The sequence below is a fragment of the Atlantibacter hermannii genome (assembly GCF_009907385.1).
In the GTDB taxonomy this organism is placed as follows: domain Bacteria; phylum Pseudomonadota; class Gammaproteobacteria; order Enterobacterales; family Enterobacteriaceae; genus Atlantibacter; species Atlantibacter hermannii_A.
Window position 1 is genome coordinate 58,467 of record NZ_JAAATR010000042.1, and the last position, 24,086, is coordinate 82,552.

Genomic DNA, 24,086 nt, shown 5'->3' on the forward strand with positions numbered 1-24,086 from the left:
GCTACAATTCCCGCCTTCAATGTGGGGATAACCTTCCTCCAAGCCGCCCCACCTGGTGAGGCGGTTCTGACCTGACATCAGAACGAGAACACCATGTTTAAACCTGAACTCCTTTCCCCGGCGGGAACGCTGAAGAATATGCGTTACGCTTTCGCCTATGGCGCGGACGCTGTGTATGCCGGCCAGCCGCGTTACAGCCTGCGGGTGCGCAATAACGAATTCAATCACGAGAACCTGCAGCTCGGTATCAACGAGGCCCATGCGCTGGGTAAAAAATTCTATGTGGTGGTGAATATCGCGCCGCATAACGCCAAGCTGAAAACCTTTATCCGCGATCTCAAGCCGGTGATCGATATGGGCCCGGATGCACTGATTATGTCCGATCCGGGCCTGATCATGATGGTACGCGAAGCGTTCCCGGAGATGGATATCCATCTGTCGGTGCAGGCCAATGCGGTGAACTGGGCGACGGTGAAGTTCTGGAAGCAAATGGGCCTGACGCGGGTGATTCTGTCCCGCGAGCTGTCGCTGGAAGAGATCGCGGAAATCCGCGAACAGGTGCCTGATATGGAACTTGAAATCTTCGTTCACGGCGCGCTGTGCATGGCCTACTCTGGCCGCTGCCTGCTGTCCGGCTATATTAACAAGCGCGACCCGAATCAGGGCACCTGCACCAATGCCTGCCGTTGGGAATACAACGTTAAAGAAGGCAAAGAGGACGACGTGGGCAACATCGTGCACGTCCACGAACCGATCCCGGTGCAGACCGTCGAGCCGACGCTGGGCCTCGGCGCGCCGACCGATAAAGTATTTATGGTGGAAGAAGCTCAGCGCCCTGGCGAATACATGACCGCGTTCGAAGACGAGCACGGCACCTATATCATGAACTCCAAAGATCTGCGCGCCATCCAGCACGTTGAACGCCTGACCAAAATGGGCGTGCACTCCCTGAAGATCGAAGGCCGTACGAAATCCTTCTACTACTGCGCCCGTACCGCCCAGGTTTATCGCCGCGCGATTGATGACGCCGCCGCCGGCAAACCGTTTGATCCGACCCTGCTGGAAACGCTGGAAGGCCTGGCGCATCGCGGCTATACCGAAGGATTCCTGCGCCGGCACACCCATGATGATTACCAGAACTACGAATATGGCTTTTCGGTATCGGATCGCCAACAGTTTGTCGGGGAATTTACCGGCGAACGTCGCGGCGAACTGGCAGAGGTGAAGGTAAAAAACAAATTCTCTACCGGCGACAGCCTGGAGCTGATGACCCCGCAGGGCAACATCAACTTTACGCTGGCGCATCTGGAAAACCCGAAAGGAGAGAAAATGGACGTGGCGCCGGGAGATGGTTATACCGTCTGGATGCCGGTTCCTCAGGATTTAGCGCTGGATTTTGCCCTGCTGATGCGGAATTTCACTGGTCAGAGTACCCGCAATCCTCACGGTAAGTAATTCATTTCGGTTATTTTTTCTTATGGGATGATTCTTAGAAAGAGATCACATACCGCCACGATTGATCCGGGTATGATTCGTTTCGCTGAAAAACATAACCCATAAATGCTAGTTGTACCAGGAACCACCTCCTTAGCCTGCGTAATCTCCCTTACGCAGGCTTATTTTTTTCTCTCTTTCGGTGCGTTCTGACACGCAATTTTCCTTTCCAGGATAAACTTCCTGAAGATTGACTCATTTCAGGACACCCCATGGACAGCATCCCCGCTTCACTGATCGTTCTTAATGGCAAAGGCGCAGGCAATGACCTGCTGCGAAGCGCAGTTAAGCTGCTGCGCGAAGAAGGCATTACGCTGCATGTTCGCGTCACGTGGGAAAAAGGCGATGCCGAACGCTTCGTCAATGAAGCGGTGGCGCTGGGGGTAGAAACGGTAATTGCAGGCGGCGGGGATGGCACCATTAACGAAGTGGCGACCGCGCTGTCGCGGATAGATACGGCAGTGCGTCCGGCGCTCGGCATCATGCCGCTCGGCACCGCCAATGACTTCGCCACCAGCACCGGCATTCCGGATGAACTGGATAAAGCGCTAAAGCTCGCCATTGCCGGTAAAGCCACGCCCATCGATCTGGTGGAAGTCAATAACGAAGCGGCGTTTATCAATATGGCGACCGGCGGCTTCGGCACCCGCATCACCACCGAAACGCCGGAAAAACTCAAGGCCGCGCTGGGCAGCGTCTCCTATTTGCTGCACGGCCTGCTGCGCATGGATACCCTGCAACCGGACCGCTGCGAAATTCGCGGGGAGAATTTTCACTGGCAGGGTGACGCGCTGGTGATCGGCTTCGGCAACGGGCGTCAGGCGGGGGGCGGCCAGCAGTTGTGCCCGGACGCGCTGATTAACGACGGGCAACTGCGGGTGCGGATTTTTACCGGTGACGAGCTGCTGCCCGCGCTGTTTACCACCCTCACCCGCCCGGACGACAGCCCGAATATTGTCGATGGCATCTCTTCGTGGTTTGAAATCACCTCGCCCCACGAAATGACCTTTAACCTGGACGGCGAGCCGCTCAGCGGCCAGCAGTTCCGGCTGGAAGTGAAACCCGGCGCGCTGCTGTGCCGCCTGCCGCCGGATTGCCCGCTGTTACGCTAACCCCGGCAGTACAGCGAGGGCGTACGGCTGGGACAGAACCTCCAGCCGTCATGGCTGACTTTATGGATATTGAGATAAAACGTAACCCTGGCGCGCAGGCCGAACTGCGGCAGCGTCGCGCGCAGTAGCGATGTATCAGTCATGCCCCCGGTCGCGACACCACGTCCTTTGAGATCGGGAAATGATCGTTTCCTTTACGGGTAAAAGTGAAAATTATTATTCTTAAATCGCGTAGTAAAGATCACGCGAGCCCTGTGTCACAGGGGCAACTCGTTACCGGGCGGCGTTGAGTGCTGCCCGGCGAGATCATCATCAGGCGATGGTGACTTTACCATCCAGATAAACATCCTGAACCGCGTTAATTAATTTCACGCCGTCAGCCATGGATTTCTTAAAGGCTTTACGCCCCAGAATAAGCCCCATGCCCCCGGCGCGTTTATTAATCACTGCGGTACGCACCGCATCGGTTAAATCGGCTTCACCGCCCGACGCGCCGCCGGAGTTAATTAACCCGGCGCGCCCCATATAGCAATTCGCCAGTTGATAACGTACCAGGTCGATAGGGTTATCGCTGGTTAATTTGCTGTACACGCGCTCGTCGGTATAACCGTAATTCACCGCTTTATAGCCGCCGTTATTTTCCGCCATTTTCTGCTTCACGATATCCGCGCCGATAGTGGCCGCCAGATGGTTCGCCTGGCCGGTGAGATCGGCGCTGACGTGGTAATCGACGCCATCTTTCTTAAAGCCGGCGTTACGCAGGTAGGCCCACAGCACCGTCACCATACCCAGTTCATGGGCGCGCTCAAAGGCCGCAGAGATTTCTTCAATCTGGCGGCGCGACTCTTCAGAGCCGAAATAGATGGTCGCACCGACGGCAACCGCGCCGAGATTAAACGCCTGCTCGACGCTGGCGTACAGCGTCTGGTCATAGGTATTCGGGTAACTCAGGGTTTCGTTGTGGTTGAGTTTCACCAGAAACGGGATGCGGTGAGCATAGCGGCGCGACACCGATGCCAGCACGCCATACGTCGAGGCAACACAGTTACAGCCCGCTTCAATCGCCAGTTCCACGATGTTTTTCGGATCGAAGTAAAGCGGGTTGGCAGCAAACGAGGCACCCGCCGAATGTTCCACGCCCTGGTCAACCGGCAGAATGGACAGATACCCCGTCCCCGCCAGTCGCCCGGTATTGTAGAGGGTTTGCATGTTTCGCAGCACCGCAGGCGGACGGTTATTGTCAATCATCACTCTGTCGACATAATCCGCGCCGGGCAGGTAGAGATTGTCTGCCGGAATGGTCATACAACGATGCTGTAACAGGCTATCGGCATCTTTGCCAAGCAACTGCGCAATATCAGTCATAATACGCTCCCGTAAGTTCCTCAATGGGGTGAAATATTCTGTGCCCGTAGGGTTGCGGGCAGCACTAAGTCTGATACCCAACCGAACTATTTTCCACCCTCTGGTGCATTTTTCGCCGGTATCCTTTCAGCACGCAACCTGGCAGTAAACCCGGAATAATTGTTATCCCGCTCAAAAAAAACGCTCAAAGGTATTTGAAAGGTATTATTGAGTGGTATCTTTAAGGTGTACCCTACTACGCAGGAACATAAATAATGAAAACCAATCTGAAACTCTCATTCATGATGTTTGTTGAATGGTTTATCTGGGGCGCCTGGTTTGTACCGCTCTGGTTGTTTTTAAGTAAAAGCGGATTCACCGCCGGTGAGATCGGCTGGTCTTACGCCTGTACCGCCATTGCAGCGATTCTGTCGCCTATACTGGTCGGTTCGCTGACCGATCGCTTTTTCGCTGCGCAGAAAGTGCTGGCGGTATTGATGTTCGCCGGGGCGATCCTGATGTATCTGGCGGCGCAGCAAACGGAGTTCGCATTGTTCTTTCCGCTGCTGCTCGTCTATTCCCTGACCTATATGCCGACCATTGCCCTGACCAACAGCATCGCGTTTTCGCATGTCGGTGATGTTGAGCGCGATTTTCCGCGCATCCGGGTGATGGGGACGATCGGCTGGATCGCATCGGGCCTGGTGTGCGGTTTCCTGCCGCAAATGATGGGCTATAACGATATCTCGCCAACCAATGTTCCGCTGTTAATTACCGCCGCCAGCTCTGCGTTGCTGGGGGTGTACGCCCTGTTTCTGCCTCACACCCCGCCGAAGAGCACCGGCAAACTGAGCCTGAAAGTCATGCTCGGTCTGGATGCCGTCGTCCTGCTGCGCGACAGAAATTTTCTGGTGTTTTTCTTCTGCTCATTCCTGTTCGCAATGCCGCTGGCCTTCTATTACATCTTCGCCAACGGCTATCTGACCGAAGTCGGGATGCAAAACGCCACCGGCTGGATGACGCTGGGCCAGTTCTCAGAAATTTTCTTTATGCTGGCGCTGCCCTTCTTCACCAAACGCTTTGGTATTAAGAAGGTATTGCTGCTGGGCTTAATCACTGCCGCCATCCGCTATGGCTTCTTCGTTTATGGCGGCGCAGACCACTACTTTACTTACGGGCTGTTGTTCCTCGGCATTTTGCTGCACGGCGTCAGCTATGACTTCTACTACGTGACCGCCTATATCTACGTCGACAAAAAAGCGCCGGTACATATGCGCACCGCCGCGCAGGGGCTGATTACCCTGTGCTGCCAGGGCTTCGGTAGCCTGCTGGGCTATCGCCTGGGCGGCGTAATCATGGAAAAAATGTTCGCTTATAATCCGCCCGTCAACGGCCTGACCTTTAACTGGGCAGGAATGTGGGGATTCGGCGCGGCGATGATCGCCGTCATTACGATACTGTTTATGCTGTTTTTCCGTGAATCCGATCGCGAGATCCGCCCCATCGCCGTGGAAAGCGACACCACCGCACTACAGACAGAGGAAGCAAAATGAAACAAACGCGTATTCTCGGCGCCTTATATGGCCAGGCTTTAGGGGACGCTCTGGGCATGCCCTCCGAATTATGGCCGCGTAGCCGCGTGAAAACGCACTTTGGCTGGATTGACCGATTTTTGCCCGGCCCGGCGGAAAACAATGCCGCCTGCTACTTCAAACGTGCGGAATTCACTGACGATACCGCGATGACGCTGGCGGTCGCCGATGCGCTGCTGGAGTGCGACGGCGAGATCAATCCCGATGTGATAGGTCGTCATATTCTGCGCTGGGCAGAAGGTTTCGATGCGTTTAATAAAAACGTCCTGGGGCCAACGTCAAAAATCGCGCTTAACGCTATCCGCCAGGGTACGCCGGTCAGCGAACTGGAGAACAACGGCGTGACCAACGGCGCAGCGATGCGCGCCTCGGTGCTGGGTTGCCTGCTGCCTGCGGCTCCGCTGGACGCGTTTGTCGCTAACGTGCGCCTCGCCTCCAGCCCGACCCATAAATCGGATTTGGCGATCGCGGGGGCGGCGGTGATTGCCTGGGCGGTATCGCGCGCGATTGACGGCGCAAGCTGGCCAACCATCGTCGACGCCCTGCCCTGCGTGGCGCGCTACGCCCAGGAACAGCAGATTACCACCTTCAGCGCCTCGCTGGCGGCGCGTATCGAACTGGCGTTACAGATCGTCAGAGAAGGATCCGGCAGCGAATCCATCTCTGAGCGGCTGTACCAGGTCATCGGCGCGGGCACCAGTACGCTTGAATCCGTGGCCTGCGCCATTGCGATGGTGGAACTGGCGCAGACCGATCCGCAGCGCTGTGCTGTGCTGTGCGCCAACCTTGGCGGCGATACCGATACCATTGGCGCAATGGCGACGGCAATTTGCGGCGCGCTGCACGGCATAGCGGGCATCGACAGCGATCTTAAACGTCAACTGGACGACGCCAACCAGCTCGATTTCAGTCGCTACAGCGAAGCGCTGCTGGGTTATCGCGCCCGCCGGGAGGCGCAATGAACGCCCGCGAACTGACGGATGCGCTGGAGACGTTAACCGCCGCCAGGCCGGTCACGGTGATTGGCGCGGCGGTGATCGACGTGATCGCCGATGCCTACGCCCTCCCGTGGCGCGGCTGTGATATCGAGCTGCAGCAGCAAAGCGTCAATATCGGCGGCTGCGCGCTGAATATCGCCGTGGCGCTGTCCCGGCTGGGGGTGACGGCGCAAAACGCATTGCCGCTGGGCCGGGGAGTATGGGCAGATATCATTCGCCAGTCGCTGACGGCGCGCGGCATCGTCAGCGTCATCCATACCGATGAGGGCGATAATGGCTGGTGTCTGGCGCTGGTGGAACCGGATGGCGAACGGACGTTTATGTCGTTCAGCGGCATAGAGAATCAGTGGCGGGCGCAGTGGCTGGACGGCCTGCGCGTTCCCGCCCGCAGCCTGGTCTCGCTCTCCGGTTATCAGCTTGCCGCGCCCTGCGGCGAACGGTTGGTCGCCTGGCTGGAACACCTGAAAGACGTGACGCCGTTTATCGACTTTGGTCCGCGCATTGCCGATATTCCGCCGGACCTCTTCCAGCGAATCATGGCCTGCCGCCCCATCGTGTCGTTAAATCGTCAGGAGGCGGCCATTGCCGCAGAGCATCTCAGTGTCGCCGCCGATCCACACACCCTTGGCAGCGCCTGGTTTGGGCGCTATGCGGCACCGCTGATTATCCGTCTTGATAAAGAAGGCGCGTGGTGTTTTGACGGCGTTGACGCCTGCCATATGCCGGCGTTTCACGCCAGGGTGGTGGATACTATCGGCGCAGGGGACAGCCATGCCGGCGGTACGCTGGCCGGGCTGGCGGCGGGCTGGCGGCTGGCGCAGGCCGTCCAGCTCGGCAATGCGGTCGCGGCGTATGTGGTCAGCCACCGGGGCGGCGACTGCGCGCCGGACCGCGCGGAACTTACCCGACAGCTACTCCTCGCAGACGAAGACGTATAGATCGCTGCGGCAATAGCTAATACTGTATTCAACCGGCCGGTTTTGTTGATCGAGCGCCACTTGCTTAATCACCAGCACCGGCACTTTGCTGTCGAGCTGAATATGCGCCTGAAACTCCGCATCCGGCATCCGGGCGCTGACCCGGCTTTTGGTGCGCTGCGGGTGGATCTGGCGGCTGCGAAAATAGTCGTACAGCGAAACGCCGATGGCGTCCACGTCATCAATCAACGCAGCCGGAACCCAGGATTCTTCAATCGACACGGCGTCATCATCCACATAGCGGATGCGCTTAAGCAAAAACACATCGCTTTTTGCCGCCACGTTCAGCTCCGCCGCCACGTCCTCCGGGCAGGGAATGACGCGTTTGTTGACCCACAACGTGTCAGGCTTTTTGCCACGCAGCATCACCTGCTGAGAAAAACCGCGCGCGGCTTTTAACGAATATTCAAATATATTATTGATTTGCGTACCGTAGCCGCGCGAACGCGTGACCACGCCCTCGTCCTCCAGCGCCTGCATCGCTTTACGCACGGTGATCCGCGATACGCCGGTTAACTGACTCAGATCGCGTTCGCCGGGCAGGATATTGCCATGTTCCAGCGCGCCGCTGCGCACGGCGTCTTTGACCGTTTGGGCGAATTTCAGGTACAGCGGGGTGTTGTCGGGCAATGCAAACCGCGCGATAAGCTGTTCAATCAAATGATTATGAGCGGGTTCCATACGTTTCTCATCCTGAGGAAGAATATCGCCAGTATAATACCAGTGGTATTAGCCTGGCGAACCCTGCTACCACCAGGCGTGGAAATGATGTACCGGACCGATGCCCTGCCCCACCTCTAACGAATCTGCCGCCGCCAGCGCCGCCGAGAGCCAGGCTTTGGCTTCCACCACCGTATCCGCCCAGTTTTGATGACGCGGGCGCAACGCCGCCAGCGCCGCCGAGAGCGTACAACCGGTGCCGTGGGTATTTTTAGTCGCGATGCGCGGCGCGGTAAAGCGCGTTGCGCCATGGCGGGTGAACAGCCAGTCCGGGCTTTCCGGATCGTCGAGATGGCCGCCTTTCATCAGCACCGCTTCGCAGCCGAGCGCCAGCAACGCTTCGCCCTGATGATGCATCTCCTGCTCAGTGCGGGCGTGAGGCGCATCCAGCAGCGCGGCGGCTTCGGGTAAGTTGGGGGTGATCAACGCGACATGAGGCAATAACCGCTCGCGCAGGGTCGCCACCGCCGACGGCGACAGCAGCGGATCGCCGCTTTTCGCCAGCATCACCGTGTCCAGCACCACATTGGCGACCCGGTAGTGCGCCAGCCGTTCGGCGACCGCGTCAACAATGTCCGTCTCCGCCAGCATGCCGATTTTCACGGTATCGATGCGTAAGTCGCTGAACACGGAATCAAGCTGCGCCGCCACAAAGTGCGGTTCGATGCGGTACACCGACTGCACGCCGCAGGTATTTTGCGCCACCAGCGCGGTGATCACCGTCGCGCCATAGGCTCCCAGCGCGGAAAACGTTTTTAAATCCGCCTGGATCCCCGCGCCGCCGCTGGGATCGGTGCCGGCAATGGTCAGGGCGTTAATGCGTTTCATCGTGCCCTTCCGTATGCAGTTGGTAAAGCGCGTCGAGAAAGCGAGACGGGAAGCTGCCCGGCCCCTGACACTGCGCGGCCGCCCGCTTGCCCGCCAGAGCAAACATCCCGCAGGCCGCCGCGACATTGTCCAGCCGGGAACCCGGCAAGGCGCAGGCTGCTGCGACCACGGCCGATAATGCGCAACCGGTGCCCACCACCCGCGTCATCAGCGGATCGCCGCCGCTAATGGTCAGGGTGCGCTCGCCATCAGTGACATAATCCACTTCGCCCGTCACCGCCACTATCGCACCGGTTTGCCGGGCCAGCTCGCAGGCCGCGCTCACCGCTTCCTGCGCGCCCAGGGTGGTATCCACGCCGCGCCCGCCCGCGCCGTTGCCGGCCAGCGCGAGGATTTCCGAGGCGTTGCCGCGGATCGCCGCCGGTTTCTGCGCGAGAATTTCCCGTGCGAAGCGGCTGCGAAACGCCAGCGGACCCACGGCGACCGGATCGAGCGTCCAGGGTTTTCCCGCGTGGTTAGCGCCGTCAATTGCCGCCCGCATCGCCAACGCCTGTTCGCGGGTCAGGGTGCCGATATTGATCAGTAGCGCATCGGCGATGGCGCTAAACGCCAGCGCCTCTTCGTGATCGACCACCATGGCGGGCGATGCGCCTACGGCCAGCAGCACGTTGGCGGTAAATGACTGAACGACCTGATTGGTCAGACAGTGAATAAGCGGCGAGTGGGTAGCCAGTTGGCTGGCGACGTGCGCGGTTTGCGCGGGGGAAAGCAGGTCAGGTTGCATGTTTCGCTCCTGCCAGGCTGTGAAGAAGGGATACCCGGCAGGTATCTGACTTCCCTACGCTGGCATTATCCAGATCAGGTGGTACGGGTATTTCTCAGCCTTCACAAAGAAGGGCACCCCGAGTCATGTAGATTGAATCTCTATACTTTCTGCCAGCTTAGGGGAAGTTGCTTGCTGGCGCAAGCCCGCCCTTCCGTGTATCGCTTCTTCACGCTGTACCCCACCTTGTACTTCAGTTTGTACCCCATATCTGTATGACAAAATCCCTTGATTATCAAAATTAGCTAATTTATATTATTTATCTAAATTTGGTAAGTGAGATATGCAAATGACAGAAACCCAGATCTACGAGAACATTAAGCAAGCCATCAACAGCGCACCGCGAAATGGTCAAACGGTTGAAATGCACCTCCAGATGATCAAATACGCCGACCACCTGAAAAACGTCACTGCAAAAGAGTTTTGCGCGGGTGTAGGACTTAAAGCCAGTTTTGGTACTGAATTCAGCAAAATGAGGAATCTCACCGAACGACTCAAAGCTGCTGGGCTTGATACCTCGAAGCTGTGATTAACAAGATCATCGATATCTACGTTTAGTTAATAGGATTTGATGTAATTCGCTCCTAGGATTTCGATTACCTGATCGGCATTCGGCTTAATGACGATGCTGAAGTAGTGTTGGCAGTTTGAATCGCCACGGGTTTAACAGTCATCTCGGCGGCGTCAGTCCGGAGGCTTTCGAACAGGCCTCGTCGTGAGGACAGAATTTGTCTACTGTCGTGGGAGCAGTCCACTACCGCCTTAAGACATTTAACAACTCTCTGATATTTGAGAATTCCTAATGTCATATTGGGGAGATCCCAAAAATTAACGTTTAACAGCTTAAATAACCAAGCTAATAATCAACGGAGAGTAGGCCTCTCTGAATGAAGCATACACTAAACTCTGTGTATGCTTTCATATCTTCAGAATTAAAATTAATTACTATTTTGCTCTTTTCTCTATTACAACTTCAGCACCTTCCATTCTTTCAAAAAGATAAGAAATCAAACTTAAAACGTTTAAACAATCCAATTCTGAATATTGCTCAGGAACTAATTTATCCAATGGCATGTGAGCAGCCGGGTTTCTAAAGGACTCAATAACCCCTTGAGATAATGAGCGCTGTCCACTTTGAATACTCATACCTGTTTTAGTTGAAGTATCACATAATTTAATAACAGGTTTATTAGGAGAGAAGACTAAATTAACAAGTTCTGTACCATCAAGTGTTGAACCAGTAAGTTCACGAATCACCTCACAGTATATTTTCGTTCCTTGATCAGCTGCCATTCCATATTGCTTATTTGTATAGAATGCTTTTATTCTAGCTTTAATTTTCTCATTCAGATACCGCCAGTGTAGCAAAGGATATTCTGGAACTATTGTATGCAGAGCTTCAATTACAGGACTATACTTCTCCAGTGCGTCCTCTTCACCAAGAAAGTCTATAATTTTTGATGCTTGTTGCCTTATATCCTCGGGCATAGTACTTATCCATTGATTGGTATCTATGCCAGTTGTCACCTCAAGTTCTTTTTCTTTCTTCTCTTTCCTCTTATTTCTCCAATCATTATTAACTTGGTTAATTATTGTTGATAGATATTCTCGAAGAAGAGCCATTTCTTCATTATCCCAATCAATAGACTGCCGGTTGGTTGAGATAACATCATCATCAAGATCATCAATGAAATCAACAGATATCCAGCCGGTCAAATATTGAAAGAAATGGCTCGAAGTGCTGTTTGAAAAAAACTCGGGGTTATTAACAAGTTTCCCTCTTGAAAACAGCGAAATACCTCTTAATCCCGAATTTGGTCTTATAGGAGTTCGTGAAGTATACAATGTGCCTTTCAATTTATCTTTATAAGGGCTGTCATCTTTAACCAAAGATTCAACATCCCATTCGAACTGCTGCTCAAAGCCACTATAACGACGAGCATTATTTACCGTTGCAACATGACCATGTTGGTCTTTAAGATTTATATTAAAACTATCATCAACGATAAATATTTTTGACAAGCTGTTAGCAATCGCTTCAAGATCGAATGGCGATTGTCGTTTGAGTTTGGATAGTTTTATCGTCGTCCCATTTGGAGCATCTGTGGGCTCATCAGATAATTCAACCGTTGGATTATAAACCCCATCAGCATTAAGCAGTGCATTCCAATCAAGTATAAACCTATTTCTTTTTCCATCCTTAACGGTATCAATAGTTATTTCCTTGGCGAGACCAAAAAGAGCTAATTTCCCTAAACCTTTTTTACCTGTGGCATAACGTCCAAACCGTGGCGTTGGCTTATCGCCATCATGTCGGCGTCTATTTCTGCCTATAACCAAAAATCGTTGTTGAATATCTGTGGTACTCATCCCTGTACCATCATCTTTAATACTGATAAATTTGTTACTCCCTACTTCCAAAAAATCGAGAGTCACGTTTCCTGAATCAGCATCATAGGCATTTGAAATCAGTTCAGCAAGAGCTGGTGGAAGCGTAGAATACATTTTCACGCCGAGATGTTCTATCGTATGAGGATCAAACTTCATTTCGTAACCAGACATGTTGTTATTCCCTATTCTGTTTTCCTAACTGATTCAAATGCTCAATAATCTTGGTTGCATGTGCACAAATAAAAGCAGGTGGCAAGGCATTGCCGATCATTAGTGCTGCGAACTCTCTACCTCTATCCAGCGAAAAGGCATAGTTTTTGGGAAACGTTTGAAGTGCGGCAGCTTCACGCAACGTGATAGCTCTATTTTGTTCAGGATGCAAAAAACGTCCCTTTGAAGGATTGGTACACCCACCAGTAATAGTTGGAGAAACTTTATCCCATGACATTCGCCCATAAACATCTTTATATCCATCTGGATTTTTCAAATGGCAGGGTAGCCATAAGTGTTTGGGTAAATCTGATCTCGAACCACCATCTTTAGGAATATTTCTGATCATAGCTTTAATTTTATCGGTCCTGCTCGGAATAAAATCATGCAGAATATCATTACCTTCACCAGGAACAGGAAAATCTGCAATTGCATCTTTGACGGTCTTGGGGGAAGCTACTTTTAAAGGCTCATCGATATAACCAAACTTAGATGCGATAAGGATCATTCTTTTTCTACGTTGAGGAACTCCATAGCAAGCGGTATCTTTCACTTGCAATGTCTTTTCACCAATGGCATATCCACGATCATGAAGCTCGTCAATGACCTTATTTATTCTCTCATCTTTAGCCAGAGCAGGAACATTCTCGATCATGACTGTTTTAGGTTCAAATACCCTCACAAATCTCATTAAATCAAAAATAAGGTCATTTCTAATATCTTCAACTGAAGTACATTTGTTTCGAGTGCGATGAGATGAGAAACCTTGGCATGGAGGGCAACCCGCTAATAAATCCAACTCTCCCGGTTTGAGCTGCAACTCCTCCATAATTTTTAAAGGATTTAACGAGCGAATATCAGCTTCGTAGAGGATGTGATCGGCATGGTTAGTTTTGTAAGTTCTTGCAGCAACAGCTTCAAGCTCAACACCTGCGATAACTTTAAAGCCAGCTTCTTTTAAACCGCATGTCAATCCACCCGCACCGCAAAATAGGTCAATTGCTGTGAAATTCATTGATTAGATCCATGTGTTCGTTCCTTTCTGCAATTTTGCCATAGTATCATTATCTTGAAAAGTAAAGAAGAGAGTATGATTAGTATCATGAGTTAAAAGCTATCATACATTTATAATTAACCCTTTGATCCAGCAAAGGTCAGCACTATTCAGAATAGCTGACTCATAACTTCTTTTCTTGCAACTTTATTGGTTGGAGTATATTTTTCGCACAGTAAATGCGGTTGCACTATCAAGCATTAAAGTTTGTTAGCTCGTCCTACTCAAGCCGTCTATCACATAACAAATCGTTGAAAGGGAAATGTATGCAGATAGCGCTTAGTTATTCCCCTGCTCTTCTCATGACCAACAGTCTGTTGCAGGTGTAGGATGTTCTTCACCCAACCAGCCATTGCAGCGGAACAGACCGAGTGACGGATAGAATGCAGTAACCTTCGCGGTCAATAATTGTCCAGGTAAGCAATACCTAACTGCTCTCGAACTTCAGCAAACGTTTTACCGACCTTAATAATGTTCGTACCCGCCACCTCTGAGAATATCCGCTCCTTCCACTGGCGATTAACATACTCCATGAAACCCCATTCAATTAACTTAGGGTGGATAGCAACCTGCCTTGTAGCGTTCTCAGTTTTCCCCTGCCCTCCTTGGGCAATCAGGAAATAGTAACGCTGGCTATCTTTGTCGAATTTGATTTGTGACTTTTCCAGTTTGGCAATCTCGCCTCTTCTGGCTCCGGTATATGCCAGCAGCAATGTGATCCATTTTTGCCAGTTGACAGGCTGCTTAAGCGCCCACCCTACAAATTTTTTCATCTCCGCTGTGCTGTATGCACCAAATCTTGCTTTCGATGGTGCAGCCACTACGCCGTCAGTTGGCGACTTAGATAAAATGTCTTTGCTTTCTGTGAGGAAGGTTTTGAAGAGTGATTTATACAGCTTAGGATGCTTATGGATGGCCTCAACGCCTACCAGTTGATTCGGTGGAACATCATCGTACTCAATCAGTTGCTGGATGTTCATTGAGCGGTAGGGCTGAACAACACGCTTAGGAAGATTTTCAACGTTTTCCACCACCTGTTTAATGTCCTGTTTGCTAATCGCCGCTACATCAGTTTCCCCTCCCAAGACCGTTAACAGCACTTCCATGTAGCGCTCATTTGCCATTGAGATCGATTTAGTCCAGTTTCGCCCCTTTTCGTCTTTGTACATCGCCCACGTATCCAAGAGGGTTAGCACTTTTTCCGGTTCGGCTGGCGGTTGAGATTCCACAATTTCAACAGGAGGAGCTATCTGCTGGTGGAGAAAAAGTGGATTTCTCGCAGCCTTACGTTCTGACGCAATCAGGTTTGACAAAAATGAATCGAACACTGAGATCGGCGTAGCTAATGATTTAACAAAAGGAATATGCGGAGTAACGCCAATCATCAAAGCAGATGCTTCACGATATCTGTCAGTGAGGAGGGATTTCTTATACATCCTGCCATTAGAAAGCCGGATTTGCAGGTAGTAGTTGCCGTTTCGCTGAAACGTGTGTGGAAGAGTACTGTACCCCATGAATACACCCTTTTTGTACCTCAAGTGCATTACGCACCGACAAAAAGAGAATCAATTTCATGATAAGTAGGCCAAGTTTTGGCCCCCTACGCTGGCATTATCCAGATCAGGTGGTACGGATATTTCTCAGCCTTCACAAAGAAGGGCACCCCGAGTCAAGTTACGCATGAAGGATAAGGAAGCGCCTTTTCAAAAGCAAGCCTGGCGCGGGCGGGACGTGAGCGGCAAAAGAAAAAGCCAGGGTTTCCCCTGGCTTTTCGTTTTCATATCAATCAGGACAGCGCCTCAACCGGCTCCGGCTGCGCGCGGGCGCGCCACAGCACAATCCAGCGCTGGACAGAGGAAATCATAATCACCAGCCCCAGCACCACCATAATGATGGAAATGGTGCCGTTGAAGATGTTGAAGCCCTTGGCCGCAGAGTTGAAATAGACATTTTTCACCATCCAGTACGCCGCGTAGTTAACGGTAATGTACAGGTAAGAGAGCGGCACCAGGCAGGTCAGCGCATACCAGCGTTTTTTCGACATCCGCATGATGATGGTCGCGCCAATCATCAGGCCAATCGACGCCATCAGCTGGTTAGAGACGCCAAACAGCGCCCAGACCGAGTTGATATCGCCGGAGTTCAGCAGGTAACCCCACAGCAGGCAGGCGACAATGCTGCAACCGATCGCGCCGGGCATCCAGTTGGTGCGTTTCAGCGGGGCCCACAGATCGCCAAAGAAATCCTGCAGCAAATAGCGCGCCACGCGGGTGCCGGAGTCCACGGCGGTGAGGATAAATACCGCTTCGAACATCACCACAAACTGGAAGAAGTAAGACGCCAGGTTGCTGAACCACGGAATGCGGGTAAAGATGTCCGCCATGCCCACCGCCAGGGTTACGGCCCCGCCGGTACGTCCGTACAGATCCAGACCAATCTCCTGGCTCAGTTTCGGCAGGTTAACCACATCCATCCCCAGATCGGCAAACACCTGCGGCGCGGAGTTGATGGCGAAGTAGTCCGCCGGGTGCAGCGCGGTAGCAGCGATCAGGGCCATTACGCCCACCACGCACTCAGCACACATTGCGCCAAAGGCCACCGGCAGAATGTCGTTCCATTTGTCGATCTGCTTCGGCGTGGTGCCGGAACCGATAAACGCATGGAAACCTGAGATTGCGCCACAGGCGATGGTGATCGAGATAAACGGCCAGACCGGACCGGCCAGTACCGGGCCATTACCGTGGATGAACTGCGTCACCGCCGGGAACTGGATTTCCGGGTTGATAAACACCACGCCAATCACCAGCGCGCCGAACACGCCGATTTTCATAAAGCTGGACAGGTAACCGCGCGGGGTCAACAGCATCCATACCGGCAGCGCGGTAGCGAAGAATGCGTAGAACGGCAGTACCAGGCTCACGGTGGAGGCTTTCAGGCTCAGCCACTCGCCAAACGCGGAAGCCTGGATGTAAGGACCGGCGATCACGCAGCCGAAAATCACCAGAATGCCGACCCAGGTCGCACCGCGCATGCTGCCGGTGAAACGCTCCCACAGGCCCACGCCAATCGCTACCGGAATGGTCATAAACACCGCGAAGGTGCCCCACGGGTTACGCTCAAGGGCGTGAACCACCACCATGGAGAGACCTGCCATGGTAATGGTGATGATGAACAACATCGCCAGACCGGTACACCAGCCCGCAACCGGGCCAAGCTCGGATTTCGCCACTTCAGACAGGGATTTGCCCTGATGCTTCATGGAGGCGAACAGCACCACGGTATCGTGTACCGCGCCGCCGATGACACAGCCCACCAGCAGCCACAGGAAGCCAGGGAAATAACCGTACTGGGCGGCCAGCACCGGCCCCACCAGCGGGCCTGCGGCGGCGATAGCAGCAAAGTGGCTGCCGAAGTTCACCCATTTTTTGGTCGGGACGTAATCTTTGCCGTCCTCATAAACATGCGAAGGGGTAACCTCGCTGTCATCTGCGTTCAGTACCTTACGGACAAAAAACACGCCGTACAGACGGTAGCAAATGGCAAGGATACACAGGGTCGCAATAACAAACGTCAGTGCGTGTGACATAGCCAACTCCAGAGATAAGATAGTTTTCAGCGCTATCCTGGCATGGCGATGTCACACAACAGGGCGGGATTTGCTCCAGCGGTCGTATTGCAATCTAAGCGGTCAAAAAAGGCTACTGAGCGGCGGAGGGGTTAAAGCGGCTCGCCAGCCCTTTAAGAAAGTTACGCAGAAACTGGTCGCCGCACTCGCGATAGTTCTTATGCTCCGGGGCACGCATCATGGCGGTGATTTCCGGCATTGAGACGCGGAATTTCTGCTCGGTGAGGATCGCCAGGATATCGTCGGTTTTCAACTCAAAGGCGATGCGCAGTTTTTTAAGGATAATGTTATTGGTGATTTTGCGGTCGGCCTTGAGCGGCGGCTGGCTTTCGTCTTTGCCGCGGCGCAGGTAAATCAGGCCGTTGAGAAACGAGGAGAGGATCAGATCCGGGCAGCGCGCAAAGCCGTCGTCGTCTTCTTTCTTGATGTACTGCACCACCTGAGCGGCGCTCACCTCCACATCCGCCAGCGCCAGGGTGGAGATGATGTCGTTATTATTCATTTTCAGGGTGTAGCGAAGGCTACGTAAAATATCGTTATTCAGCACTGGCGTGTTCTCTTTAGTACAGCGGGAAAAGACCAGTGTACCATTTTCCACTGGCCGACTGATGATAAAAACACGCTACAGCCCGAGCGCCTCTTTCAGGCTTTTCAGATAGCGACGGCTGACCGGCACGGTTTGCCCGTCGCGCAGCAGCAGCTCCGCCTGGCCATTCTCTTCGAGGCGGATCTCTTTCAGGTGCGCCAGATTCACCAGATATTGCCGGTGGCAGCGCAACAACGGCGTGCGGCTTTCCAGAGTGCGCAACGTCAGCTCGGTAAAGCCTTCCTGGCCCTGGGCGCTGGTGACGAACACCCCGCTCATCCGGCTGCTGACAAACGCCACGTCTTCCATTTGCAGCAGCCAGATGCGGCTGTGCCCGGTGCAGGGGATAAATTTCAGATGCTGCTGGCTGGCGTTGAGCAGCGACACATCCTGCGGCGCGCGCTCCTGGCGCAGACGGTCAAGCGTTTTCGCCAGCCGCGCGGCCTCAATGGGTTTCAGCAAATAATCAAAAGCATGCTCTTCAAAAGCTTTTACCGCGTACTCGTCGTACGCGGTGAGAAACACAATGCCCGGCCGGTGGCTTGGGTCGAGCATGCCGACCATCTCCAGGCCGGAAATACGCGGCATCTGGATATCGAGAAACAGCACGTCCGGTCGCAGCCGGTGAACCGCGCTGATGCCCTCTACCGCATTGGCGCACTCGCCGACAATGTCGATATCGCTGTGTTCCTGGAGCAGAAAGCGTAAGTTCTCGCGCGCCAGCGGTTCATCATCAACCAGAAGCACCTTTAACATGGGGAATCCACCATCGGTAGTTGTAGGGTTATACGGGTAAAATGGTCCGGCTCGCAGCGAATGGTCATGGAACAGTCGTCCCCGAACCGGGCGCGCAGCCGTTTTTCCACCAGGCTCATCCCCAAACCGTTCGTCTGCGGTTTTGGTTGGTACAGCCCGGCGTTGTCTTCGATTTCCAGCACCAGCCGGTTGCCCTGCTGGCGAGCGCTAAGCTGGATTTTTCCGGTCTCCATCATCTGGGACGTGCCGTGTTTAATGGCGTTCTCAACGATGGGTTGCAGGGTAAACGCCGGTAAGCTGACGTGGGCCAGTTCAGACGGCAGCGTCAGGGTGACCTGTAAATGCGCCTGAAAGCGCGCCTTTTCGATTTGCAGATAGGCGTTAACATGCTCAATCTCGTCGGCAAGGGTGACGATCTCTGAGGGACGCTTAAGGTTTTTACGGAAAAAGGTCGACAGGTATTGCACCAGTTGCCCGGCCTGTTCGCTGTCGCGGCGGATCACCGCCATTAAGGTGTTCAGGGCGTTAAACAAGAAGTGCGGGTTCACCTGGGCGTGCAGCAGCTTGATTTCCGACTGGGTCAGCAGCGCTTTTTGCCGTTCATACTGGCCCGCCAGGATTTGCGCCGACAGCAATTGCGCAATGCCCTCCCCCAACGTGCGGTTGATGGAGCTGAACAGGCGATTTTTAGCTTCATAGAGTTTGATGGTGCCGATGACCCGATGGTTCTCGCCGTACAGCGGGATCACCAGCGTTGACCCCAGCTTGCATTGCGGATGCAGCGAGCAGCGGTACGGCACTTCATTGCCGTCGGCATAGACCACTTCGCCGGATTCAATCGCCCGCCAGGTACAGGACGAAGAAATGGGCCGCCCCGGTAAATGGTGGTCGTCGCCGATGCCGGTAAAGGCGAGCAGCTTTTCGCGATCGGTGATCGCCACCGCGCCGATATCCAGCTCTTTCCAGATAACGTCTGCCACCCTCGCGCTGTTCTCTTCATTAAATCCAAGTCGCAATATCCCCTCGGTAGACGCCGCCACCTTCAGCGCCGTGGCGGAAAACGCCGACGTGTATTTTTCAAACATCGCGCGCTTATCCAGCAGGATGCGCATAAACAGCGCCGCGCCCACGGTGTTGGTGACGATCATCGGCGCGGCGATGCTTTCCACCAGCTTCAGCGCATCCTGATAAGGCCGGGCGATCAGCAGAATAATCATCATCTGCACCAGTTCGGCGATGAAGGTTACTGCCCCGGCGGTGAGTGGGCTAAACAGTTTATCGCTGCGGCCACGGCGGATTAACACGCTGTGCACCAGCCCGCCCAGCAGCCCTTCGACGATGGTGGATATCATGCAGCTCAGCGCGGTCATCCCGCCCATTGAGTAGCGGTGCAGACCGCCGGTCAGCCCTACCAGGCCGCCCACCACCGGGCCGCCCAGTAAACCGCCCATCACCGCGCCGATCGCCCGGGTATTGGCGATGGAGTCTTCAATATGTAAACCGAAATAGGTGCCGAGAATGCAAAAAATCGAGAACGTGACGTAGCACAGCAGCTTATGCGGCAGACGCACGGTGACCTGCATCAACGGGATAAACAGCCGCGTTTTGCTCATCAGCCACGCGATGACCAAAAACACGCACATTTGCTGGAGCAACAGCAACACCAGGTTAAACTCGTACATACTCCACACACCGGGCTTTCGATTGAAAGCGCGTAAGATACCCGGCACGAAAAAGACTTTCTATGAAGATGCACAAAAAAGTGACGAATTCTGAATCAGACCAACAATCAAACCTGGTAATCCGCCCGTGGCAGGAGACCGATCGGCCCTTTTTACGCACCCTGTATCTGCACGCCCGGCGCGACGCCTGGCCGTGGCTGGACGCCAGCCAGTGGCAACTGGAGGATTTTGACGCCGCGACGCTCGGCGAAACGATCTGGGTAGCGGAACAGGACGGGCATCGCGTTGGCTTCGCCTCGGTACTGGAGAACGACAACTTTTTGCATAACCTGTTTATCGATCCGCTGTATCAGGGATCTGGCGCGGGCAGCGCGCTGCTGCATAAGGCGCAGGAAAACTTCACCAGCACCGGGGCGCTAAAATGCCTGGTGAAAAATAAACCGGCGGTGGCGTTTTATCAGCGTCACGGTTGGGAGATTGAGTCGACGGGCGACAGCCCGGAAGGGGAATATTACTTAATGCACTGGAAGCAAAAAAAGGCAGACTCGCGTCTGCCTTAAAGGATTTACACCGCGCGGAATGAAATCTCGCTCGGGATCACCTCGCCCTGCCAGTAGAGCTGCGCCGCAACGCGCCCTGCCAGTTGGCGGTAAATCTGGGTGAATTCGCTTTCCGGGCGGCTCACTACGGTCGGCTGGCCGCGATCGAGATCTTCGCGCAGCGTGATGTGCAGCGGCAACTGGCCGAGCAGCGAGGTATTGTATTGCGCAGCCAGTTTCTCCGCGCCGCCGGTGCCGAAAATCGGCTCGTGGTGGCCGCACTGGCTGCACACGTGCATGCTCATGTTTTCCACAATGCCCAGCACCGGCACGTCCACTTTCTCGAACATCACGATGCCTTTTTTGGCGTCGATCAGCGCGATATCCTGCGGCGTGGTGACGACCACTGCGCCGGTCACCGGCACGTTCTGCGCCAGCGTCAGCTGGATGTCGCCGGTGCCCGGCGGCATATCCAGTACCAGATAATCCAGTTCCGGCCATAAGGTTTCAGACAGCATCTGCATCAGCGCTTTGCTGGCCATCGGGCCGCGCCACACCATGGCGTTATCGTCGGTGACCAGATAGCCGATAGAGTTGCTGGCCAGCCCGTAAGCGACAATCGGCGCCATATGGGTGCCGTCCGGCGAGGTCGGGCGCTCGTGTTCAGTGCCCAGCATGGTCGGGATTGACGGGCCGTAGATGTCGGCATCCAGAATGCCCACTTTCGCCCCTTCGGCGGCGAGCGCCAGCGCCAGGTTGACCGAGGTGGAGGACTTGCCCACCCCGCCCTTGCCGGAGCTGACGGCAATGATATTTTTCACGCCGTTGATGCCCGCCTGATTTTTCACGCGCTTCAGGGTGGCGATCTGGTGAGTCAGTTTCCAGTCGATGGCTTTCGCGCCGGTAAGGCGCAGCAGATCCGCGCTGGCGCTCTCTTTCAGCTCCTCGAACGCGCTCTGCCAGGCAAACGGCATTTGCAGTTCGATATGGATGACGTCATCCATCCACGCCACGTGGTGCAACGCCTTCAGGGCGGTGAGGTTATGTTTCAGGGTGGGGTGCTGGAAATTCGCCAGTGTCCCGGCAACGATGGCTCGCAAAGCTTCCGGAGATTTGGCCTGGGATTGAGGACTCATCCCGACTCCTTTGTAATTGTGTTTTGATAAGGGTTCGAAGCGTTAAGCATACCAAAAAGGGAATAATTCCCCCAGCCTTCGCTTTTGGGTTACCAAATAATTACCCATTTGGTAATATCGAACCCCCTTTTTACCTGGAAGAAGTAATTCTCACTATGACTCAAGTCGCGAAAAAAATACTGGTAACCTGTGCCCTTCCCTATGCGAATGGCTCGATCCACCTCGGCCACATGCTGGAGCATATCCAGGCTGATGTCTGGGTTCGTTACCAGCGAATGCGCGGCCACAACGTCAACTTCATCTGCGCCGACGATGCCCACGGCACGCCGATTATGCTCAAAGCACAACAGCTTGGCATCACGCCGGAGCAGATGATTGGCGAGATGAGTCAGGAACATCAGAGCGATTTTGCTGGCTTCAACATCAGCTACGATAATTATCACTCCACGCACAGCGACGAAAACCGCGAGCTGTCGGAGCTGATCTATACCCGTCTGAAAGAGAACGGCTTCATTAAGAACCGCACCATTTCCCAGCTGTACGATCCGGAAAAAGGCATGTTCCTGCCGGACCGTTTTGTAAAAGGCACCTGCCCGAAATGCAAATCTCCGGATCAATACGGTGATAACTGCGAAGTGTGCGGCGCGACCTACAGCCCGACCGAGCTGATCGAGCCGAAGTCGGTGGTTTCCGGCGCAACGCCGGTGATGCGTGAATCCGAGCACTTCTTCTTTGACCTGCCGTCGTTCAGCGAAATGCTGCAAGCCTGGACCCGCAGCGGCGCGCTGCAGGAGCAGGTGGCGAACAAAATGCAGGAGTGGTTTGAATCCGGCCTGCAACAGTGGGATATCTCCCGCGATGCGCCGTATTTCGGCTTTGAGATCCCCAACGCGCCGGGCAAATACTTTTATGTCTGGCTGGACGCGCCGATCGGCTACATGGGCTCGTTCAAAAACCTGTGTGACAAGCGCAGCGACCTGAACTTTGACGACTGGTGGAAAAAAGACTCTGACGCCGAGCTGTATCACTTCATCGGTAAAGACATCGTTTACTTCCACAGCCTGTTCTGGCCGGCGATGCTGGAAGGCAGCGGCTACCGCAAGCCGACCAATCTGTTCGTCCACGGCTATGTGACGGTGAACGGCGCGAAGATGTCTAAATCACGCGGCACCTTTATCAAGGCCAGCACCTGGCTGAACCATTTCGACGCCGACAGCCTGCGCTATTACTACGCCGCCAAGCTCTCTTCGCGCATTGATGATATCGACCTGAACCTGGAGGATTTCGTCCAGCGCGTGAATGCCGACATCGTCAACAAAGTGGTGAACCTGGCGTCCCGCAACGCGGGCTTTATCGCCAAACGCTTCGACGGCGTGCTGGCGGCTGAGCTGGCCGATCCGGCGCTGTACAAAACCTTTACCGACGCGGCGCAAAGCATCGGCGAAGCCTGGGAAAGCCGTGAGTTCGGCAAAGCCGTGCGCGAAATCATGGCGATGGCCGACGTAGCCAACCGCTACGTAGACGAGCAGGCTCCGTGGGTGGTGGCGAAACAGGAAGGCCGCGATGCCGACCTGCAGGCGATTTGCTCGATGGGTATTAACCTGTTCCGCGTGCTGATGACCTGGCTGAAGCCGGTATTGCCGCAGCTGAGCGAGCGCGCCGAAGCCTTCCTGAACGCCGAGCTGACCTGGGACGCTATCCAGCAGCCGCTGCTCGGCCATAAGGTGAATACCTTCAAAGCGCTGTACAACCGCATCGAAATGAAACAGGTTGACGCGCTGGTGGAAGCATCGAAAGAAGAAGTGAAAGCAGCCGCCGCGCCCGCGACCGGCGAACTGGCGGATAACCCTATTCAGGAAACCATCAGCTTCGATGATTTCGCCAAAGTCGATTTGCGCGTGGCGCTGATTGAAAACGCGGAGTTCGTCGACGGCTCTGACAAGCTGCTGCGCCTGACGCTGGATCTGGACGGCGAGAAACGTAACGTGTTCTCCGGCATCCGCTCCGCGTATCCGGATCCGCAGGTGCTGATTGGCCGCCTGACCGTGATGGTCGCCAACCTGGCGCCGCGCAAAATGCGCTTTGGCGTCTCTGAAGGCATGGTGATGGCGGCGGGTCCTGGCGGGAAAGATATCTTCCTGTTAAGCCCTGACGAGGGCGCTAAGCCGGGCCAACAGGTTAAATAATTTTAATGCCCTCCTCGCGAGGGCATTTTTTTA

20 protein-coding genes, 1 pseudogene and 2 riboswitches are annotated in these 24,086 nt (G+C 54.3%); of the genes and pseudogenes, 8 read left to right on the plus strand and 13 right to left on the minus strand.

The genetic code is table 11. From position 1 onward, the window contains the following. Window positions 1-93: 93 nt before the first annotated feature. Both trhP and yegS read left to right on the plus strand, forming a co-directional pair. Window positions 94-1,455 (plus strand): prephenate-dependent tRNA uridine(34) hydroxylase TrhP, encoded by a 1,362-nt coding sequence (trhP, locus tag GV764_RS12080; RefSeq protein WP_161660368.1) that lies wholly within the window; start codon window positions 94-96, stop codon window positions 1,453-1,455. Window positions 1,456-1,706: 251 nt separating this feature from the next. Then, window positions 1,707-2,606 (plus strand): lipid kinase YegS, encoded by a 900-nt coding sequence (gene yegS / locus GV764_RS12085; protein ID WP_161660369.1) that lies wholly within the window; start codon window positions 1,707-1,709, stop codon window positions 2,604-2,606. On the opposite strand, the gene GV764_RS12090 is transcribed toward yegS, so the two are convergent. Then, the gene (locus tag GV764_RS12090; RefSeq protein WP_161660370.1) at window positions 2,603-2,749 is read right to left on the minus strand and encodes a hypothetical protein; all 147 of its coding nucleotides are present in this window, start codon (window positions 2,747-2,749) and stop codon (window positions 2,603-2,605) included. The genes yegS and GV764_RS12090 overlap by 4 nt on opposite strands. 169 nt (window positions 2,750-2,918) lie before the next feature. After that, window positions 2,919-3,971 (minus strand): class I fructose-bisphosphate aldolase, encoded by a 1,053-nt coding sequence (fbaB, locus tag GV764_RS12095; RefSeq protein ID WP_161660371.1) that lies wholly within the window; start codon window positions 3,969-3,971, stop codon window positions 2,919-2,921. Window positions 3,972-4,225: 254 nt separating this feature from the next. Between fbaB and GV764_RS12100 the strand changes: the two genes are divergently transcribed. The 3 genes from GV764_RS12100 to GV764_RS12110 are packed head-to-tail and all read left to right on the plus strand — an operon-like array spanning window position 4,226 to window position 7,478. Beyond that, a complete protein-coding gene (locus GV764_RS12100; protein ID WP_161660372.1) occupies window positions 4,226-5,503 on the plus strand; it encodes a nucleoside permease in 1,278 nt (425 codons plus the stop codon). After that, on the plus strand, window positions 5,500-6,504 hold the full coding sequence (locus tag GV764_RS12105) for an ADP-ribosylglycohydrolase family protein (RefSeq protein WP_161660373.1): 1,005 nt from the start codon (window positions 5,500-5,502) through the stop codon (window positions 6,502-6,504). The genes GV764_RS12100 and GV764_RS12105 overlap by 4 nt, the downstream gene beginning before the upstream one ends. Further along, on the plus strand, window positions 6,501-7,478 hold the full coding sequence (locus GV764_RS12110; protein WP_161660374.1) for a PfkB family carbohydrate kinase: 978 nt from the start codon (window positions 6,501-6,503) through the stop codon (window positions 7,476-7,478). Before GV764_RS12105 ends, GV764_RS12110 begins: the two co-directional genes overlap by 4 nt. Here the strand turns inward: GV764_RS12110 and GV764_RS12115 are convergent. The 3 genes from GV764_RS12115 to thiM form a co-directional block, all read right to left on the minus strand. Further along, window positions 7,452-8,198 carry a GntR family transcriptional regulator gene (locus GV764_RS12115; protein ID WP_161660375.1) on the minus strand — a complete coding sequence of 249 codons (747 nt, stop codon included), beginning with the start codon at window positions 8,196-8,198 and terminating at the stop codon, window positions 7,452-7,454. The genes GV764_RS12110 and GV764_RS12115 overlap by 27 nt on opposite strands. Window positions 8,199-8,264: 66 nt before the next feature. Then, window positions 8,265-9,065 (minus strand): bifunctional hydroxymethylpyrimidine kinase/phosphomethylpyrimidine kinase, encoded by an 801-nt coding sequence (thiD, locus tag GV764_RS12120; protein ID WP_161660376.1) that lies wholly within the window; start codon window positions 9,063-9,065, stop codon window positions 8,265-8,267. Then, window positions 9,052-9,849, minus strand: a complete 798-nt coding sequence (gene thiM / locus GV764_RS12125; protein WP_161660377.1) for a hydroxyethylthiazole kinase — start codon at window positions 9,847-9,849, stop codon at window positions 9,052-9,054. Before thiM ends, thiD begins: the two co-directional genes overlap by 14 nt. Window positions 9,850-9,883: 34 nt before the next feature. After that, window positions 9,884-9,980: riboswitch (TPP riboswitch) on the minus strand. Window positions 9,981-10,177: 197 nt separating this feature from the next. Between thiM and GV764_RS12130 the strand changes: the two genes are divergently transcribed. Then, entirely contained in the window at window positions 10,178-10,417 is a 240-nt protein-coding gene (locus GV764_RS12130) for an HTH-like domain-containing protein (RefSeq protein ID WP_161660378.1), read from the plus strand. A gap of 416 nt (window positions 10,418-10,833) precedes the next feature. Here GV764_RS12130 and GV764_RS12135 read toward each other — a convergent pair whose 3' ends face one another. The 7 genes and pseudogenes from GV764_RS12135 to GV764_RS12165 form a co-directional block, all read right to left on the minus strand. After that, window positions 10,834-12,450 carry a TIGR02391 family protein gene (locus tag GV764_RS12135; protein WP_161660379.1) on the minus strand — a complete coding sequence of 539 codons (1,617 nt, stop codon included), beginning with the start codon at window positions 12,448-12,450 and terminating at the stop codon, window positions 10,834-10,836. 4 nt (window positions 12,451-12,454) lie between these two features. Continuing rightward, window positions 12,455-13,504: a DNA cytosine methyltransferase gene (locus GV764_RS12140; RefSeq protein WP_161660380.1), complete on the minus strand. Its 1,050-nt coding sequence runs from the start codon at window positions 13,502-13,504 to the stop codon at window positions 12,455-12,457. 249 nt (window positions 13,505-13,753) lie between these two features. Continuing rightward, window positions 13,754-15,057, minus strand: a pseudogene (locus GV764_RS12145) (tyrosine-type recombinase/integrase). Between the two features lie 67 nt (window positions 15,058-15,124). After that, window positions 15,125-15,220, minus strand: a riboswitch (TPP riboswitch). 109 nt (window positions 15,221-15,329) lie between these two features. Further along, window positions 15,330-17,129 (minus strand): carbon starvation CstA family protein, encoded by a 1,800-nt coding sequence (locus tag GV764_RS12150; RefSeq protein WP_201743164.1) that lies wholly within the window; start codon window positions 17,127-17,129, stop codon window positions 15,330-15,332. Between the two features lie 112 nt (window positions 17,130-17,241). After that, on the minus strand, window positions 17,242-17,715 hold the full coding sequence (locus GV764_RS12155; protein WP_161660589.1) for a YehS family protein: 474 nt from the start codon (window positions 17,713-17,715) through the stop codon (window positions 17,242-17,244). A gap of 75 nt (window positions 17,716-17,790) precedes the next feature. After that, a complete protein-coding gene (btsR, locus tag GV764_RS12160; RefSeq protein WP_161660382.1) occupies window positions 17,791-18,510 on the minus strand; it encodes a two-component system response regulator BtsR in 720 nt (239 codons plus the stop codon). Further along, on the minus strand, window positions 18,504-20,192 hold the full coding sequence (locus GV764_RS12165; protein ID WP_161660383.1) for a LytS/YhcK type 5TM receptor domain-containing protein: 1,689 nt from the start codon (window positions 20,190-20,192) through the stop codon (window positions 18,504-18,506). Before GV764_RS12165 ends, btsR begins: the two co-directional genes overlap by 7 nt. 62 nt (window positions 20,193-20,254) lie before the next feature. On the opposite strand from GV764_RS12165, the gene GV764_RS12170 reads away from it, so the two are divergent. Beyond that, window positions 20,255-20,752: a GNAT family N-acetyltransferase gene (locus GV764_RS12170; protein ID WP_201743165.1), complete on the plus strand. Its 498-nt coding sequence runs from the start codon at window positions 20,255-20,257 to the stop codon at window positions 20,750-20,752. Between the two features lie 5 nt (window positions 20,753-20,757). Here the strand turns inward: GV764_RS12170 and apbC are convergent, their stop codons facing one another. After that, on the minus strand, window positions 20,758-21,867 hold the full coding sequence (gene apbC / locus GV764_RS12175; RefSeq protein WP_161660384.1) for an iron-sulfur cluster carrier protein ApbC: 1,110 nt from the start codon (window positions 21,865-21,867) through the stop codon (window positions 20,758-20,760). A 155-nt stretch (window positions 21,868-22,022) separates the two neighbouring features. Between apbC and metG the strand changes: the two genes are divergently transcribed. Continuing rightward, entirely contained in the window at window positions 22,023-24,053 is a 2,031-nt protein-coding gene (gene metG / locus GV764_RS12180; RefSeq protein ID WP_161660385.1) for a methionine--tRNA ligase, read from the plus strand. The last annotated feature ends 33 nt before the right edge of the window (window positions 24,054-24,086 follow it).